The sequence below is a fragment of the Dermacoccus sp. MPR-E5 genome (genome assembly GCF_058809565.1).
This window is the reverse complement of sequence record NZ_JBXASS010000001.1, coordinates 11,784-28,357: the sequence shown is the minus strand read 5'-3', so window position 1 is coordinate 28,357 and position 16,574 is coordinate 11,784. Positions and strand designations below refer to the sequence as shown.

General features: G+C 68.7%; 12 protein-coding genes. All 12 read right to left on the bottom strand.

Features of this window, described 5'->3' with window-relative positions:
• Positions 1–4: 4 nt before the first annotated feature.
• On the bottom strand, positions 5–1,069 hold the full coding sequence (gene aroB / locus AC1RS9_RS00115) for a 3-dehydroquinate synthase (protein ID WP_474916047.1): 1,065 nt from the start codon (positions 1,067–1,069) through the stop codon (positions 5–7).
• Entirely contained in the window at positions 1,066–1,755 is a 690-nt protein-coding gene (locus AC1RS9_RS00110; protein WP_492920104.1) for a shikimate kinase, read from the bottom strand. Before AC1RS9_RS00110 ends, aroB begins: the two co-directional genes overlap by 4 nt.
• A complete protein-coding gene (gene aroC / locus AC1RS9_RS00105; protein ID WP_239304429.1) occupies positions 1,746–2,972 on the bottom strand; it encodes a chorismate synthase in 1,227 nt (408 codons plus the stop codon). The genes AC1RS9_RS00110 and aroC overlap by 10 nt, the downstream gene beginning before the upstream one ends.
• A gap of 8 nt (positions 2,973–2,980) precedes the next feature.
• A complete protein-coding gene (locus AC1RS9_RS00100; RefSeq protein ID WP_239304431.1) occupies positions 2,981–3,820 on the bottom strand; it encodes a shikimate dehydrogenase in 840 nt (279 codons plus the stop codon).
• Complete coding sequence (gene mltG, locus AC1RS9_RS00095; protein WP_449758763.1) at positions 3,820–5,085, bottom strand: endolytic transglycosylase MltG; 1,266 nt, start codon at positions 5,083–5,085, stop codon at positions 3,820–3,822. Before mltG ends, AC1RS9_RS00100 begins: the two co-directional genes overlap by 1 nt.
• The gene (gene ruvX, locus AC1RS9_RS00090; protein WP_038568518.1) at positions 5,078–5,590 is read right to left on the bottom strand and encodes a Holliday junction resolvase RuvX; all 513 of its coding nucleotides are present in this window, start codon (positions 5,588–5,590) and stop codon (positions 5,078–5,080) included. The genes mltG and ruvX overlap by 8 nt, the downstream gene beginning before the upstream one ends.
• Positions 5,591–5,608: 18 nt before the next feature.
• Positions 5,609–8,323, bottom strand: a complete 2,715-nt coding sequence (gene alaS, locus AC1RS9_RS00085; protein WP_239304437.1) for an alanine--tRNA ligase — start codon at positions 8,321–8,323, stop codon at positions 5,609–5,611.
• A 201-nt stretch (positions 8,324–8,524) separates the two neighbouring features.
• Positions 8,525–10,201 carry an ABC transporter family substrate-binding protein gene (locus AC1RS9_RS00080; RefSeq protein WP_404602774.1) on the bottom strand — a complete coding sequence of 559 codons (1,677 nt, stop codon included), beginning with the start codon at positions 10,199–10,201 and terminating at the stop codon, positions 8,525–8,527.
• Positions 10,198–12,327, bottom strand: a complete 2,130-nt coding sequence (locus AC1RS9_RS00075) for a dipeptide ABC transporter ATP-binding protein (RefSeq protein WP_404602773.1) — start codon at positions 12,325–12,327, stop codon at positions 10,198–10,200. Before AC1RS9_RS00075 ends, AC1RS9_RS00080 begins: the two co-directional genes overlap by 4 nt.
• Positions 12,324–13,325: an ABC transporter permease gene (locus AC1RS9_RS00070; RefSeq protein WP_083607114.1), complete on the bottom strand. Its 1,002-nt coding sequence runs from the start codon at positions 13,323–13,325 to the stop codon at positions 12,324–12,326. Before AC1RS9_RS00070 ends, AC1RS9_RS00075 begins: the two co-directional genes overlap by 4 nt.
• Before the next feature lie 3 nt (positions 13,326–13,328).
• Positions 13,329–14,312 (bottom strand): ABC transporter permease, encoded by a 984-nt coding sequence (locus tag AC1RS9_RS00065; RefSeq protein ID WP_074039476.1) that lies wholly within the window; start codon positions 14,310–14,312, stop codon positions 13,329–13,331.
• A gap of 160 nt (positions 14,313–14,472) precedes the next feature.
• Positions 14,473–16,551, bottom strand: a complete 2,079-nt coding sequence (locus tag AC1RS9_RS00060; protein WP_074045231.1) for a M3 family metallopeptidase — start codon at positions 16,549–16,551, stop codon at positions 14,473–14,475.
• Between the last annotated feature and the right edge of the window lie 23 nt (positions 16,552–16,574).

The following is a 16,574-nucleotide window of genomic DNA, read 5'->3' as shown; positions in this document are numbered from 1 at the left end:
CGTCTCAGCCAGTCACCGCGTCGAACGCTGCGCGCAGCTGCTCGCGCGTCGGACCTTCGAGGCGGTGGACGTCGCCGATGCCGTGCAGGACGACGAAGCGCAGCGTCGTGCCGCGCGTCTTCTTGTCACGCCCCATGACGGTGAGCATCTCGTCGAAGTCACCGCCCGCGTACGTCGTCGGCAGCCCGAGCGAGGTGATGACAGCGCGCTGCCGCTCCACATCGTTGCGCCCGAGCACGCCTGCCGCGCAGGCCAGTTCGGCGGCGAACACGCAGCCGACGGCGACGGCGGCACCGTGGCGCCAGGTGTAGTTCTCGCGCTGCTCGATGGCGTGCGCGAATGTGTGGCCGTAGTTGAGGATCTCGCGCAGGTTCGATTCCTTGAGGTCGGCCGCCACGACCGAGGCCTTGACGCTGATGGCCCGCTCGACGAGTTCGACGAGCTGCGGGCTCGTCACGTCGAGGCACGCAGCCGGGTCGGCCTCGACGAGTTCGAGGATCCGCTCGTCGCGGATGAAACCGCACTTGACGACCTCCGCCAGCCCGGCCGCGACGTCGCGTTCGGGCAGCGTCCGCACCGTGGCGAGGTCGGCGAACACGGCGAGCGGCTCGTGGAACGCGCCGACGAGGTTCTTGCCCTCGGCGATGTTGATGCCGGTCTTGCCGCCGACCGCCGCGTCGACCATCGCGAGCACCGTCGTCGGCACCTGGATGACCCCCACGCCGCGCAGCCACGACGCGGCAACCCAGCCGGCGAGGTCGGTCACCGCTCCCCCGCCGACGCCGACGACGACGTCGGTGCGCGTGAAGCCGGCTCGCGCCATGACGCCCCACAGGTGCGCGCTCACCTCGATCGTCTTGGCAGCCTCGCCGTCGGGCACGACCTCGCGCACGACGGCGAGGCCGCGGCCACGCAGCGCTTCTTCGACGCGGTCGGCAATCGCCGTCACAGCCGCCTGCTCGACGATCAGTGCCCGCGCCACCCCGGCCGGGACGGCGCCCGCGAGGTCTTGCAGCACCCCCTCGCCGACGTGCACGGCATACGCGGTTCCCACACTGATGATGCTCATGGCGTCTCTCCTTCGTCGCGGCGTGTCCGGCCGCCTCGTGTGGCCCCGAGGATGCGTCGTCGCGCGATCGTCGCCGCCACCGACGACGGCAACGGGCGCTTCCCACCAGTCGAGACGGGTGTCTCGCGCTCGGCCGCGACGAGCGCCTCGATGATCCGCGTGGCCGACGCACCCGTCGTCCCGCGCGAGGTGTCGACGGTGACCGTCGCGACCTCCTCGTACAGCCGCCGGCGCTCGGCGAAGATGCGCCGCCACGTGTCGATGCCACCGTTCGCGAGGATCGGGCGCGTCACGTCGCCGCGGATGCGGTAGCCGGCGTTGCGTTCGTCGACGGTCAGGTAGACGACGGTGTGCTCGCGCAGCGCCGCCCGCGTCGAGTCGTCGAGCACCGCCCCGCCACCGAGCGCGAGGACGCCGTCGAACGTGCCGAGCTGCTCGGCGATGACGTCGCGCTCGACCTCGCGGAACGCGGCCTCGCCGTGCGTCACGAAGTAGTCACTGATCGAGCAGCCGAGGCGTTCGACGATGAGCGCGTCGCTGTCGCGCAGTTCGACGCCCCAGCGCGCCGCGAGGGAGCGCCCGACGGACGACTTGCCGGACGCCATCGGCCCGACGAGCACGGCGCGGGGACGCGGGTGGTGGCGCTCGGCGTCAGCCGCTGGCGTCGGTGACGCGCTCACTCCCACGTCGTGAGCAGATCGGGGATGTTGGCGAGGTAGCTCTCGAGGTTGCGCCGCGTCTCGGCGACCGAGTCTCCACCGAACTTCTCGACGCACGCCTCGGCGAGTACGAGCGCGACCATCGCCTCGGCGACGACGCCAGCCGCCGGAACGGCGCAGACGTCGGAACGCTGGTGGATCGCCGTCGCGGCCTCACCCGTCGCGACGTCGACGGTCGCGAGCGCCCGCGGCACCGTCGAGATGGGCTTCATCGCGGCGCGCACCCGCAGCACGTCACCGGTCGACATGCCGCCCTCGGTGCCACCGGCACGGTTCGACTGGCGACGGATGACGCCGTCGTCACCGCGCACCATCTCGTCGTGAGCGGCCGAACCGCGGCGCGCGGCCGTCGTGAACCCGTCACCGATCTCGACACCCTTGATCGCCTGGATGCCCATCATCGCGGCGGCGAGACGCGCGTCGAGGCGGCGGTCCCAGTGTACGTGCGAGCCGAGGCCCGGGGGCAGACCGTAGGCGCAGACCTCGACGACGCCGCCGAGCGTGTCGCCCGCCTTCTTCGCCGCGTCGATCTCGGCGACCATGCGCGCCGAGCCCTCGGCGTCGAGGGTGCGCACGGGGTCGGCGTCGAGGGCCGCGACGTCGTCGGGGTGCGGCAGCGGTGAGTCGTCGGCGACGGCGGCCGTCCCGACGGCGACGGTGTGCGAGACGAGCCGGATGCCGTAGGCCTGCTCGAGGAAGCGCGCGGCGACCTCACCGAGGGCGACGCGCGCCGCGGTCTCGCGCGCGGAGGCGCGTTCGAGGACGGGGCGGGCGTCGGCGAAGCCGTACTTCTGCATGCCGACGAGGTCGGCGTGGCCGGGGCGCGGGCGCGTCAACGGCTTGTTGCGCGCGATCTCCTTCTCGGCGTTGACGTCGTTCGATGCCTCGTACGCGGACGCCTCAACCGGATCGGGCGACATGACGGTCTCCCACTTCGGCCATTCGCTGTTGCCGATCTGCAGCGCGAGCGGCGAACCGAGCGTCACGCCGTGCCGCAGGCCGCCGACGAACGTCACGACGTCCTGCTCGAACTTCATACGGGCGCCGCGCCCGTAGCCGAGGCGACGGCGCGCGAGAGCGTCGGAGATGTTCTGCGACGTCACCTCGACGCCGGCGGGCAGCCCCTCGATGACGCCCATGAGGGCCGGGCCGTGCGATTCACCTGCGGTCAACCAACGAAGCATGCGGCCGATCATTTCACGGCGGCGCGCCCGGCCTCCATCATGTCCGCGATGGGGGCAGCGTGGCCGGTGAACAGCTCGAACTGCGCCGCGGCCTGGTGCACGAGCATGTCGAGGCCGCTGACGACGGTCGCACCGCGCGCGCTCATCGTGCGGGCGAATGCCGTCGGCCAGTCGGCGTAGACGACGTCGAGGACGAACGGCCCGCCGGCCGCGCCGATGCGCAACGACGGGGCGTCGACGACGCGCGCGGCGAGGGCGTCCGCGCCCCCGGCCGGAGACGTCTGGACGACGAGCAGCGCCATGCCGACCGCCCACGCCGCGTCCTCGTCGTCCTCGCGCACGACGCGGGTGCTCATGCCGAGCGAGCCCGCCAGTGCGAGCGTCTCGGGGCGCGCCTGCGCGCGCACGACGAACGTCACCTCGCGCACGCCGAGACGCGACAGAGCGGCGACCACGGAACGTGCCGTCGCGCCCGAGCCGATGACGACGGCGCCCCGGCCACCCGCGCACCCGGCGGCGCGCAGGGCTTCGACGACGCCGTGGACGTCGGTGTTGTCGGCGAACCAACCACCGTCACGCCGCACGAGCGTGTTGGCCGCGCCGACGTCACCAGCGAGCGCCGACGCCTCGTCAGCCACAGCCAACGCCGCTTCCTTGCACGGCATCGTCAGTGACAGTCCGACGACATCGTCGTCGAGCCTGGCCACGAATGCGCGCACCTCATCGGCGACGACCTCGGCACGTGCGTACGACCAGTCGTCCAGGCCCGCCGCTCGATACCCCGCCTCGTGCAGCGTCGGCGAGAGCGAATGGTCGATCGGCGAGCCGACGACGAGCGCGCGGGGCATCAGCAGCCGCGTCCGGGGTTGGCCTTGCACCAGGCCCGGAACTTCTTCTCGTTCTCGAGCTGCTGGTCGTAGGTGTCCGCGAACAGCGTCTCGCCCGTGTCGAGGTTGACGGCGACGAAGTACTTCCACGTGCCCGGCGTCGGGTTCGCGGCGGCCTTGATCGCGTCGAGACCCGGGCTGTTGTACGGCGTCGGAGGCAGACCCTCGTGCATGTACGAGTTGTACGGGCTCGGGTTGGCGCGGTCGGCGTCGGTCGTCGTCACCGTGCCGCGCTTGTGGATGACGTAGTGGACGCTCGAGTCCATCTGCAGCTTCATCCCGCTCGACAGGCGGTTGTCGATGACGCGGGCCACCTTGCCGTCGTTCGCGGCGTTGGGCGACTCGGCCTGCACGATGCTGGCCTTCGTCAGCACCTTCTGGATCTGGTCGGCCGGGATGTTGAGCGAGTTGATCTGCTCCTTGGTGTTCGTCACCATCGTCTGCAGCTGCTGCTTCGCCGACATCGACTTGTCGAAGTCGTACGTCGAGGGGAACAGCCAGCCCTCGAGCTTGCCGTTCATCGTGCTCGGCAGGCCGAGCTGCGCGGGCTTCACGGCCTCGTACTCACTGACGGGGTGGCCGGTGCCCTTCGACAGCTTCGCGAAGATCTCGCTCTGCCACAGGCCCTCTTGGATGACGATGCCGCCGCCGACGCGGTTCTTCGGGTCCTGCAGCGCGGAGAGCGCCGAATCGGCGCTCTGCTTCTTCCTGAGCTTGTAGACGCCGGGCGTCAGGTTGACGTTCGGTGACGCCGCCATCGCCTCGACGAAGGCCGACGTCGACTTCGTCACCCCGGCCGCGACGAGCGCTGAACCGATCGTGCTGCCCGCGTCACCCTTGTTGATCTTGACCTCGGCGGTCTCGTTCTCCCCCGTGCCCGAGTAGTCGCCCCCTGAGCTGCTGAACGACGGCAGGCTCAGCCCCAGGGTGCGCCACGCGAAGGATCCGGCGGCGACGACGAGGACGAGCGCGAGCGCCAGGGTCACGAGACCGCGGCGCTTGTTCGGGTTGTAGTCGACCTCGCTCGCGCCGACTGGGCGGCGAGCCTGGGCCTCTCGTCGCGCATCAGCGCGGGCGCGATGTTCGCGTCGCGACTGCAGCCGTCGTGCCTGTGGCAGCTCTGCCCGAGTGGGTGCGCTGCGTTCGCCGTCGCGACGGACGCTCTGGCTGGGGTCGACCTCGTCGTTGCCGCTCCCGAAGAGACGCTCGCGGGGAGAATCAGGCATCGTGGGTGTCACCTTCGCTTGTCCGTCGTCGCGCACGGGGCTTGCGGCCCCCCACCTCGAGGCCGGGCGGCCTTCCGGTGCCACGCTCGGTCTCGAGTGCGGCCTGCAGGATGAGCACGGCGGCCTGCTGGTCGACGTGCTGCCTGTGCTTGCGCCCGGCCACCCCACTGGCGTGGAGCGATTGGTGCGCGGACACAGATGTTAGACGCTCATCGACGAGAATGACGCGAAGCGCGGGCCGAAGACGCTTCAGCGTGTTGGCCCAGGCGCGAGCGGCCTGTGTCGACGCGGTGTCCTCGCCCTTCATGTTGAGGGGCAGGCCGACGACGACCTCGAGGGCACGAGCGTCGTCCGCGAGCTCGGCCACGCGCTGCACGTCCTTGTCGCTCGCGCTCGCGCGCGCGAGGGTCTCGACGGGCGTCGCCATGATGCCGCCAGGGTCGCTGACGGCGACGCCGACACGCACGGTGCCGACGTCGACGCCCAACCTGATCCCCTCACGCATGACGAGCCCGCCGCACCCTCAGTTCGTGACCGTGCGGCCGACGGTGTGCTCGACCTCGGCGATCGCGGCGCCGAGCTTCGAGGCGTCCTGGCCACCACCCTGCGCGAGGTCCGGCTTGCCGCCGCCACCGCCACCGAGCACGCCGGCCGCGACCTTGACGAGGTCACCGGCCTTGACGCGCCACTCGCGTGCCGGCGCGTTCGTCGCGATGACGATGACGGGGCGGCCCTTGCTCACGCCGCCGACTGCGACGACGCTCGGGGTCGCGTCGCCGAGCTTGGCGCGCAGGTCCGTCGCCATCGCCCGGGCCGCGTCGGCGTCGATCGCGTCGTCGTGATGACCGATGAAGCGCACCCCGAAGACGTCCTTCGCCTGCTCGACGAGGGAGCCGGCCGCGGCGGCCATCTGCTGCTGCTTGAGGCGCGCGAGCTCGCGCTCGGCGTCCTTGATGCGCGTCAGCATCTCGGAGATCTTGTCCTTGAGCTCACCCGGCTGCGCCTTCGTCATCGACGTGAGGTCGGCGACGAGGGCGCGCTCCTTCGCGAGGTAGCGCATCGCGTCGATCCCGACGAACGCCTCGAGGCGGCGCACGCCCGAACCGACGGACGACTCGCCGGTGAGCGTGAGCGCACCGATCTGCGAGCTGTGCGAGACGTGCGTGCCACCACAGAGCTCTCGCGACCAGGGGCCACCGATCTCGATGACGCGCACCTGCTCGTCGTAGGTCTCGCCGAACAGGGCGATTGCGCCCCACTCCTTTGCCTCGGGCAGCGTCATGTACTGCGCGGCGACGGGTAGGTCACGACGCAGGGCGAGGTTGGAGACCTCCTCGATCTCGCTGCGCGTCTCGGGCGACAGGGCCGAGTTCCACGCGAAGTCGAGACGCAGGTAACCGGGCTTGTTGTACGAGCCGCTCTGCAGCGCCGACGGGCCGAGCACCTCGCGCAGCGCCGCGTGGACGACGTGCGTGCCCGAGTGCGCCTGGCAGGCGGAGATGCGCCATTCGGGGTCGACCTGCGTCTGGACGCCCTCGCCGACGCGGACGGGCCCGTCGAGCACCTCGACCGTGTGCGCGATGAGGCCCTTGACCGGGCGCTGCACATCGACGACCTTGAGGCGACCGGCGGGCGTGACGATGATGCCCTCGTCGGCGATCTGACCACCGGATTCGGCGTAGAACGACGTGCGGTCGAGCACGACCTGGCCGCTCTGACCCGGCTCGAGCTCTTCGACTGCCGAGCCGTTCGCGACGAGGCCGCGCACGCTCGCCTCGGCCTGCAGCGTCTCGTAGGCGAGGAACTCGGTGGCCCCGGCCTCGCGCAGCTGCGTCCAGACGGCGACGTCACCGTGGCCGGCCTTCTTCGCCTTGGCGTCGGCCTTGGCGCGCTGACGCTGCTCGTCCATGAGGCGACGGAAACCGGCCTCGTCGACGCTGACTCCCTGCTCGGCCGCCATCTCGAGGGTGAGGTCGATCGGGAAGCCGTACGTGTCGTGGAGGCTGAACGCCTGGTCGCCGGTGAGGACGGGCTTGTCGCCGCCCGCCTGCTGGTCCGTCGTCTGCTTCGCCCTCGCGACCGCGGTATCGAGGATCGTCGTACCAGCGACGAGGGTGCGGCGGAATGCCTCCTCCTCGGCGTACGCGATCTGCGAGATGCGCGCGAAGTCGGTCTTGAGCTCGGGGTACGACTGCGACATCCGCTCCATCGAGATCGGGACCAGGTGCGGCAGCGCCGGGTCGGCGTAGCCGAGCAGGCGCATCGCGCGCACCGCGCGGCGCAGCATGCGGCGCAGGACGTACCCGCGCCCCTCGTTGCCCGGCGTCACGCCGTCACCGATGAGCATGAGCGAGCTGCGCACGTGGTCGGCGACGACGCGCAGGTGGACGTCGTCAGGGTGGCTGCTCGCGGCCGACTGGCCCGAGTTCGCGCCGTAGCGCTTGCCCGTCATCTCGGCGGCCATGTCGAGGACTGGGTAGACCTCGTCGATCTCGTAGAGGTTGTCGACGCCCTGCAGCACCGACGCCATGCGCTCCAGGCCCATGCCGGTGTCGATGTTACGGCGCGGCAGTTCGCCGGCGACGTCGAAGTCAGCCTTGCTGCGCACGGCGGACAGCTCGTACTGCATGAAGACCAGGTTCCAGATCTCCATGTAGCGGTCCTCGTCGACCGCCGGGCCACCCTCGACGCCGTACTCGGCGCCGCGGTCGAAGAAGATCTCCGAGCACGGCCCACCGGGGCCGGGTACGCCCATGCTCCAGTAGTTGTCGTTCGCGTCGCGGCGCGTGATGCGCGCGGCGTCGACGCCGATAACGTCCTTCCAGATCGCGTAGGCCTCGTCGTCGCTCTCGAACACCGTCGGCCACAGACGGTCGGCGTCGAGACCGTACCCGCCCTGGCTCTGGTGCGTCGTGAGCAGCTCCCACGCGAACTTGATCGCGTCTTCCTTGAAGTAGTCACCGAAGCTGAAGTTGCCGTTCATCTGGAAGAACGTGCCGTGACGGCTCGTCTTGCCGACCTCTTCGATGTCACCCGTGCGCACGCACTTCTGCACGCTGGTCGCGCGCGTGAACGTCGGCGTGGCCTGACCGAGGAAGTACGGCTTGAACGGCACCATGCCGGCGTTGACGAAGAGCAGGTTCGGGTCGTCGTAGATGAGCGGTGCGCTCGGGACGACCGTGTGGCCCTTGCCTTCGAAGAACTGCAGCCAGCGGCGCCTGATCTCGGCGGTTTCCATCAATCGCCCTCATTCGTGAGAAGTCGTACGGGTGTGCGTCGCCCATCATCCCACGAGCGCGCGCCATTTCCCCATCATGGCGGCGCCGTGACCGGCCGGGCGGTGCGGGGCACCGCGGCGCGCGAACGAACGGACGAGGCCCGGCCCCCTGTGCGGGAACCGGGCCTCGCCCGTCATGTCAGGCGCGCATCGGCGCTGACGTCACTTCTGCCAACCGATGGTCTCCGGGAACGGGAAGGAGAACACGGACGCACCGACGTTCGCGAGCCCCTTCTTCGTTGCCATGATGACCGGACCGTTCGTCAGCGGCAGGATGCCGTACTGGTCCATGGCCTGCTTCTCCAGCTTGTTGGCCTCGGCGATCTGCTTGTCCTTGTCGCCGATCTTCGTCAGGTCCTTGAACTTCGGGTCGAGCGACTTGTCCGCGACACCGGACTGGTTCAGGCCAGAGTCCGAGCACCACACCTGGCAGGCGTACGCCACACCGTAGGGGTCGGAGGAGCTGAAGCCCATCGGGAAGAGGTCGAAGTCCTTCTTCGTGATGACGTTCGAGAACTCCGACGAGGCGCGCTGGTCGATCTTCATGTCGACGCCGATGCCCTTGAGCATCGCCTGCATCGCCGTGGCCTGGGCCTTGTTGACCGGGTCGTCACCGAGGTTGACGTAGCTGAGGGTCAGCTTCTTGCCGTCCTTGGAACGGACGCCGTCCGAACCGGCCTTCCAGCCCGCCGCGTCGAGGTCCTTCTTCGCCTGCTCGGCGTCGAACTTCGTCGAGACGTTGTTCTCGTAGCCCTTCTGGAAGCTGAAGAGCAGGAACGAGCCGGGCAGCTCCTCCTTGTAGTCGAGACCGTTGAACTCGATCTCGGCGAGCTTGCTGCGGTCGACGCCTTCCATGATGGCCTTGCGAACGGCCTTGTCCGCGAGCAGCGGGCTCTTGCCGTTGAGGGTGAGCAGGCTGTTCGAGGGGGAGGAACCGCGGCGCAGCTCGGTGTTGGGAACATCCTTCACCTGCTGCAGACGGTCCTTGGTCGTCGCGTTCGTCGAGTCGATCTGCCCGTTCTTGAACGCGTTGATGGACGCCGAGGCCTCCATCGTGATGAACGTGCGCTTGTCGAGCTTGCCCTTGTCGCCCCACCACTTCTCGTTGCGGACGAACGAGATGGTGCCGGCCTTCGAGTCGTACTTCTCGATCTTGTACGGGCCCGCGCCGAGCTCGGCGTGCGGGTTGTTCAGGTAGAACTTGTTGAACTGGTCCGCGGAGCTCACCTTCGGGTTGAGCAGGAAGTCGAACAGACCTTCCCACCACACGCCCGGCTGGTTGAACGTGATGACGGCCTCGTGGTCGTCCTTGCCCTTCGCCACGGACTCGATGGCCGAGAAGCCATCCGTCGAGCTGGGCAGGAACGCCTTGTCCTTGCCGCTGTTGGCCTTCCACGTGTTCTCGAAGGACTTCCAGTCGATCGGCGAGCCGTCGTTGTACTTCGCCTTCGGGTTCATCGTGTAGGTGACGACGAGCTTGTCACCCTTGACCTCGCTCTTGGCGTCCTCGATGTAGGCCTTGTTCCAGATGACCTTGCTGCCGTCAGCCGCGTACGTCTTGAGGACGGGGTTGTACCAGCGCCACACGTCCGAGGTGTAGCGGGTGCCGTCCTGCTGGAACGGGTTGAACTGCGGAGAGACCTCGGTCGTGGCGGTGGTGTACGTGCCACCATCCTTGAGGGCCGACGCCGGCTGCTCGTTGTAGCTCTTCTGCAACGAGGTGTTCGTCGTCTTCTTGCTGTCGTCGCCCTTGTCGTCCGACGAGCCCCCGGAACACCCGGTGAGCAGCAGAGCGCTGGCGAGAACGAAGGCGCCGGACGCCGTCTTCATCGACTTCATGAGTGAACTTCCTTTGTGTCGGCCCCGCCTGCGAAGTGACAGGCGTGGGCATGATCGGCGCCGGTCACAGACATGAGCTCGGGCGTCGTGTCCCGGCACAGCTGCTGCTTCGCGTCGTCGAGGGTCTTATACAACGGGCACCGCGAGACGAAGCGGCACCCGGGCTCTGAGGAGGTCGGGCTGGGCAGGTCGCCCGTGAGCAGGATCCGCTCACGGCTACGTTCGACCACCGGGTCCGGCACGGGGATGGCGGACAGGAGCGCCTTGGTGTAGGGGTGCATCGGGCGCTCGAACACGTCGTCGACGGCACCGACCTCGACGATCTTGCCGAGGTACATGACCGCGACCCGATCCGAGATGTGACGCACGACGGCGAGGTCGTGGGCGACGATGAGGTAGCTGAGGCCGAGACGGGCCTTCAGCTCGGCGAGCAGGTTGATGACGCCGGCCTGGATCGACACGTCGAGCGCGGAGACCGGCTCGTCGAGCACGACCGTCTTCGGGTTCGTGGCGAGCGCACGGGCGATGCCGATGCGTTGACGCTGTCCGCCGGAGAAGGCGGCCGGGAAACGGTCGGAGTGCTGCGGGTTGAGCCCGACGAGCGCCATGAGCTCCTCGACCCGCTCGTCGATCTCGTGCTTGCTCGACCCACCGAGCGCGACGAGCGGTTCGCTGATGATGCCGTGCACCGTCATGCGCGGGTCGAGGGCACCCATCGGGTCCTGGAAGACCATCTGGATGTCGCGACGCAGATCCTTGCGCTGCGACCTCGAGGCGTTCTTGATGCTCTGCCCTGCGATCTCGATGTCGCCCGTCTCGGGCTGACCCATCCGCATGATCTCCATGAGGGTGGTCGTCTTGCCCGAGCCGGACTCCCCGACGAGACCGAGGGTCTCCCCCTCCCGCAGGTCGAGGTCGATGCCGGCGACGGCGTAGACCGAGCCGACGCGACGCTTGAGCACGGCGCCCTTCATGAGCGGAAACGTCTTCGTCACGTCGTCCAGGCGCAGGACGCTCGCGCGCTCGTCGCGGGGGATGCCGGCGGCGGGATCCTCGATGACGGGTCGGGGGAAGATGGGTTCGGAGCCGATGAAGCCCCGCCCGGAGATCTCGTCGGCGCGGATGCAGGCCGCACGATGCGTCGCGGAGCCGACGGGACGCAGGGCTGGTTCGCCGTTGCCGCACTCCGCGGTCGCGATCGGGCAGCGCGGGATGAGCGGGCACGCGTCCGGGAGGTCGACGAGCAACGGCGGCGTGCCCTTGATCGGTGCGAGCGCCTCACGCCCCGTCGCGTCGACGCGGGGCACGGCCCCGAGCAGGCCGATGGTGTACGGCATCCGCGGTGCGGCGAAGACGTCGTCCGCCGTCCCCGTCTCGATGAGGCGGCCGGCGTACATGACGCCGACACGGTCGGCCTGACCGGCGACGACGCCCAGGTCGTGCGTGATCATGAGCACGGCGGCGCCCGTCTCACGCTGGGCCTTCTTGAGCACCTCGAGCACCTGGGCCTGCACCGTCACATCGAGTGCGGTGGTCGGCTCGTCCGCGATGATGAGGTCCGGGTTGTTCGCGATGGCCAGGGCGATGACGACACGCTGACGCATACCGCCGGAGAACTCGTGCGGGAACGACTTCGCACGGGTCTTCGGGTTGGGGATGCCGACGAGGTCGAGCAGCGCGACGGCCTGCTCCCACGCCTTCGCCTTGGTGATGTCCTGATGGATGAGGATCGCTTCGACGATCTGGTCACCGACGGTGAAGATCGGCGTCAGCGCCGACAGGGGATCCTGAAACACCATGCCGATGCGCTTGCCGCGCACCTTCGACATCTCCTTGTCGGTGCGTCCCAGCAGCTCTTCACCGTCGAGGGTGATGCTGCCGTCAACCTTCGCGTAGCTCGGCAGCAGACCCATGATGGCCGTGGACGTGACGGACTTGCCCGAGCCGGACTCGCCGACGATGCCGAGCGTCTCACCGCGTGCGATGTCGAAGCTGACGCCGCGCACCGCGTCGACACGCCCCGCTTCGGAGGGGAAGGACACCGCGAGATCCTTGACCGAGATCAGCGGGCTGCTGCCCGCCTTGTCCAGCATGCCGCCACCGGAGACGGAGATCGGGGTGCTCATGCGTTGCCACCAGCCTTGGAGTTCGGGTCGAGCGCGTCACGCAAGCCGTCACCGATGAGTGCCATCGAGACGGTGAGCATGACGAGGAGCAGAGAGGGGAAGGCGAACAGCCACGGCGCGGAGTAGACCGAATTCGCGCCGTCGGCGAGCATCGAACCGAGCGACACGTCGGGCTGCTTGATGCCGAACCCGAGGAAGGACAGGCCGGTCTCGCTCATGATGGTGGAGACGACGCCGAGGGTGAAGTTCACGATGAGCAGCGACCCGATGTTCGGGATGACGTGGCGAAGCACCACCTTCGTCGTCGGCACTCCCATGAACTCGGCGGCCGCGACGTATTCGCGTTCGCGCACGGATGTCGAGATCGTCCACACGATGCGGGCCGAGAACACCCAGCCGAAGAGGGTCAGCACGAAGATGAGGACGCGCCAGTCGCCCTGGAAGTAGGTGGAGATGAGCGCCAGGATGAGGAAGCTCGGCACCACGAGGAGGAAGTGGATGAGACCGAGGGTCAATTTCTCCAGACGCCCACCCACGTAGGCGGCCCAGGCTCCGACGACCGCCGAGATGATCGTCGTCAGCGCCGACACGCTCACACCGATGATGATGGATCGCTGCAGACCGTGGACGGCCTGGGCGTAGGTGTCATTGCCGGCCTGGTTGGTGCCGAAGAAGTGGCTCCCGCCCGGACCCTGCTGCAGCGTGAGGAAGTCGGGGTCGGTGTAGTTCCACTGCGTGAAGAACCCGCCGACGATCGAGAACACGATGAGACCCAGGAGGATGACGAGACCCAGGACGCCGCCCTTGTTGCGCATGAAACGGCGCATGTAGAGCTTTCGGCGGGTGAGCGGAGCGGCGGCGCCGTCGCGCTTGGGGTCGCCCTCGGTCAGCTCAGGGGTGGGCGAACCGTCCGGTAGGCGCGTCTCGCGGACCGTCTCCGGCGAGATGGCGGCCTGTTCGACGCTTTCGGGCTCGATGGGGTTGAAGTCGTTCGTCATGGCTCAGCTCACCCGCACTCGGGGGTCGAGGGCGACGGTCGCGAGGTCCGCGAGGATCGCGCCGATGGCCGTCATGAGGGCGCCGAACGCCGCGATGGCGACGGTGCCGTGGATGTCGTTCTGCCCGATGGTCTGGGTGAAGTACTGCCCCATGCCCTTCCAGGCGAAGATCGTCTCTGTCATGATCGCGCCGGTGAACATCGCCGGGATGGAGAACGCGAGCTGGGCGGCCGTCGGAATGAGCGACGTGCGCAGTCCGTGGCGGCGGATGGCCTCCTGGCGCGTGAGCCCCTTGGCCCGGGCGGTGCGCACGAAGTCCGCGTCCACGGTGTCGAGCAGGAGCGTGCGCTGAGTCATGTGGTAGCTGGCGTAACCAACGAGGATGAGGGTGATCGACGGCAGCACGAGATGTGCCAGGCGGCTGACGAGCGTCGCCCAGAACCCACTGACGTTCGGATCTTGCGCACCGGCGACGTAGAAGACGGTGTGACCGAGCTTCTGGTTGGCCCAGATGCCGAGGAACACGACGCACAGCGCCGCCACCGGCAGGGGGATGTTGAGCGTGATGATCGACGTGGCTTGGGCCACGCGGTCGCCGAAGCGGTACTGGCGAGCTGCGCTGTAGACGGCCAGCGCGATGCCGAGGACCGCACTGAGAATCGTCGCACCGAGCACGAGCTGGGCGCTGATGGCGGCCCGGTAGGCGACCTCGGAGTTGACGTCGACACCCGTCGGCGACTGACCCCAGTCCCAGTGGAAGAACACGCCCTGGAACCACGTCCACCACTTCGTGAAGACCGATTCGTCGGGGTTCAGGTTGTACTGGTCCAGGGAGCGAACGATCTGGTCGTGGCTGAGCGGGGGTCGCCGCGCCAGATAGTTCGACTCGGGCTTCAGGAAGAAGGAAGCCAGGAAGAACGTCAGGTTGGTGGCCACGAAGATCATGACCACCCACCCCAGCGCTTTTCGGAGGATGTAGCGAAGCACGCGGGCGTGTCTCCTTCACGAGACGGTGATGAACGCTGGTCGGAAGGTCTTTCCTTCAGCGGCGATTGAAGAATATGTGGTGGGCGCCGAAGATGAACGGCTGGGGGACGGCCCGTGACGACATCGTTACTCACGAAACAAGGACGACATCTGGCCGACGTCAGCGCGACCCGGAACTCCTGGCCTCGAGGCCGCGACGGCGGAACATCGGCCCCGGCGACGGCGCCCGGCCGCGGAAGCTCTCGTACGCCCCCATGGGGTCTGCGCTACCGCCCACGCCGAGGATCCGTTCGGCGAACCGACGTCCGTTCTCGCGCGTCGCTCCCCCGTTCTCGACGAACCACTCGCATGCGTCCGCATCGAGCACCTCCGACCACAGGTAGCCGTAGTACCCCGCCGAGTACCCACCGGAGAAGACGTGCTGAAAGTACGGCGCGGCATAGCGGGAGGGCACGGCGTCGATGTCCAGTCCGTACCGGCGCCGTACCGTCTCGGCCATCTGCTCGACGGACGGCACCTCGTCCTGCTCGGTGAGCAGGTGCCAGGAGAAGTCGAGCAATGCGGCGCCCACCAGCTCACTGGTGGCGAAACCCTGGTTACAGGTCGCCGAGGCCTCGAGGCGATCACGCACCGCCTCCGGCAGCGTCTCCCCCGTCTCGACGTGCTGGGCGTAGCGCTCGACGACGCTCGGCCACAGCATCCACATCTCGTTGACCTGGCTGGGGAACTCGACGAAGTCCCGTTCGACGTTGGGCCCCGAGACCGACGGGTGACGCACCTGCGACAGCAGCCCGTGCAGGGCATGGCCGAACTCGTGGAAGAACGTCTCCACCTCGTCGAACGTCATGAGGGTGGGCTCCCCCTGCGACGGCCGCGTCACGTTGAGGTTGTTGCAGACGACCGGGGCCTGGCCGAGGAGGTCGTTCTGCTCGACGAGCGGATGCATCCACGCGCCGCCGCGCTTGCTCGGGCGGGCGTACGGATCGAGCAGGTACAGGCCGACGGCGCCCCCGTCCTCGTCGTGCACCTCGAACACGCGCGTGTCAGCGTTCCAGCCCCGCAGATCGGCTCGCGGGGTGAACGTGAGGCCGTACAGCTGCTCGGCCGCGGCGAACACGCCCCGCTCGAGAACACGTTCGAGCTCGAAGTAGGGACGCAGGGCCTCCAGGTCGACGTCGTGATCTCGCGCTCTGACCTGCTCGGCGTAGTACGCGTGATCCCACGACTCGATCGTGTCCACCCCGTCCTCGCGGGCCGTGGCGGCTAGCACCTCGATCTCGGCGCGGGCGTTCTCGCCGGCGGCACGCGCGATGGGAGCGAGCATGTCGAGCACCGCCTCGGGCGTCCTGGCCGTGCTGTCCGCCGTCGCCCACGCGGCGTGGCTGTCGAAGCCCAGCAGCGCGGCTCGACGGGCACGCAGGCGGGCGATGTCCCGAACCAGCTCCCTCGTGTCGTTCTCGTCGCCGCGACTGCACCGCGCCGTCGACGCCGTCATGATGCGTCGACGCAGGTCACGATCACGCAGACGCGCGAGGTAGGGATGTCCCGTCGGATACGTGAGAGGGATGACGTAGCCGCCGCCGTCCTGCTCGGGCCGTGCCAGGGCGTCGATCTCGGCGTCGTCGAGGCCTGCGAGGCCCGAACGCTCCTCGACGACGACGGCCAGGGCCGCGGTGTCGGCCAGCAGGCGGCGGTCGAACTCGGCGCCGAGTGTGGCGAGCTCGCCGTTGATCGCCTTGACCTGCTCGGCAGCCTCCGGGGTGAGGGCCGCGCCGGCAAGCGTCATCGCCTTGATCCGGCGCTCGACGATATGGCTCTGTTCGGGGCTCATCGTGGCGTCGCCGGCTCGAACCTCGCGCAGCTTCTCGAGCAGCGCAGCATCGACGTCGACGAGGTCCGCCAGGGCGGCGACGCGCGGCGCGAGCTCGTCCTCGAGGGCCTGCAACGGCGGTGTCGTGTCAGAACCGGTCAGGGTGTGAAGCGGCGCCAACACGCGTTCGGTGGCCGCGTGATCGCGTTCCAACGGCTCGACGACGTCGACGAACGTCGCCGGTGTCTGCGGCTGCGTGATGTCCGCGAGGGTGCGCCGCACCTGCTGCTCGAGATGCTCGAAGGCCGGGACGAAGTGCTCGGCGCGGATGCGTTCGAACGGCGGCAACTCGAACGGCAGGTCGCTGCGCGTCAGCAGCGGATTGGTGGAAGCGTCGTCCGTGACGGGGCCGGTCCTGATGTGGGTCATGGGGTGACCCTAGCCGCGCAGCA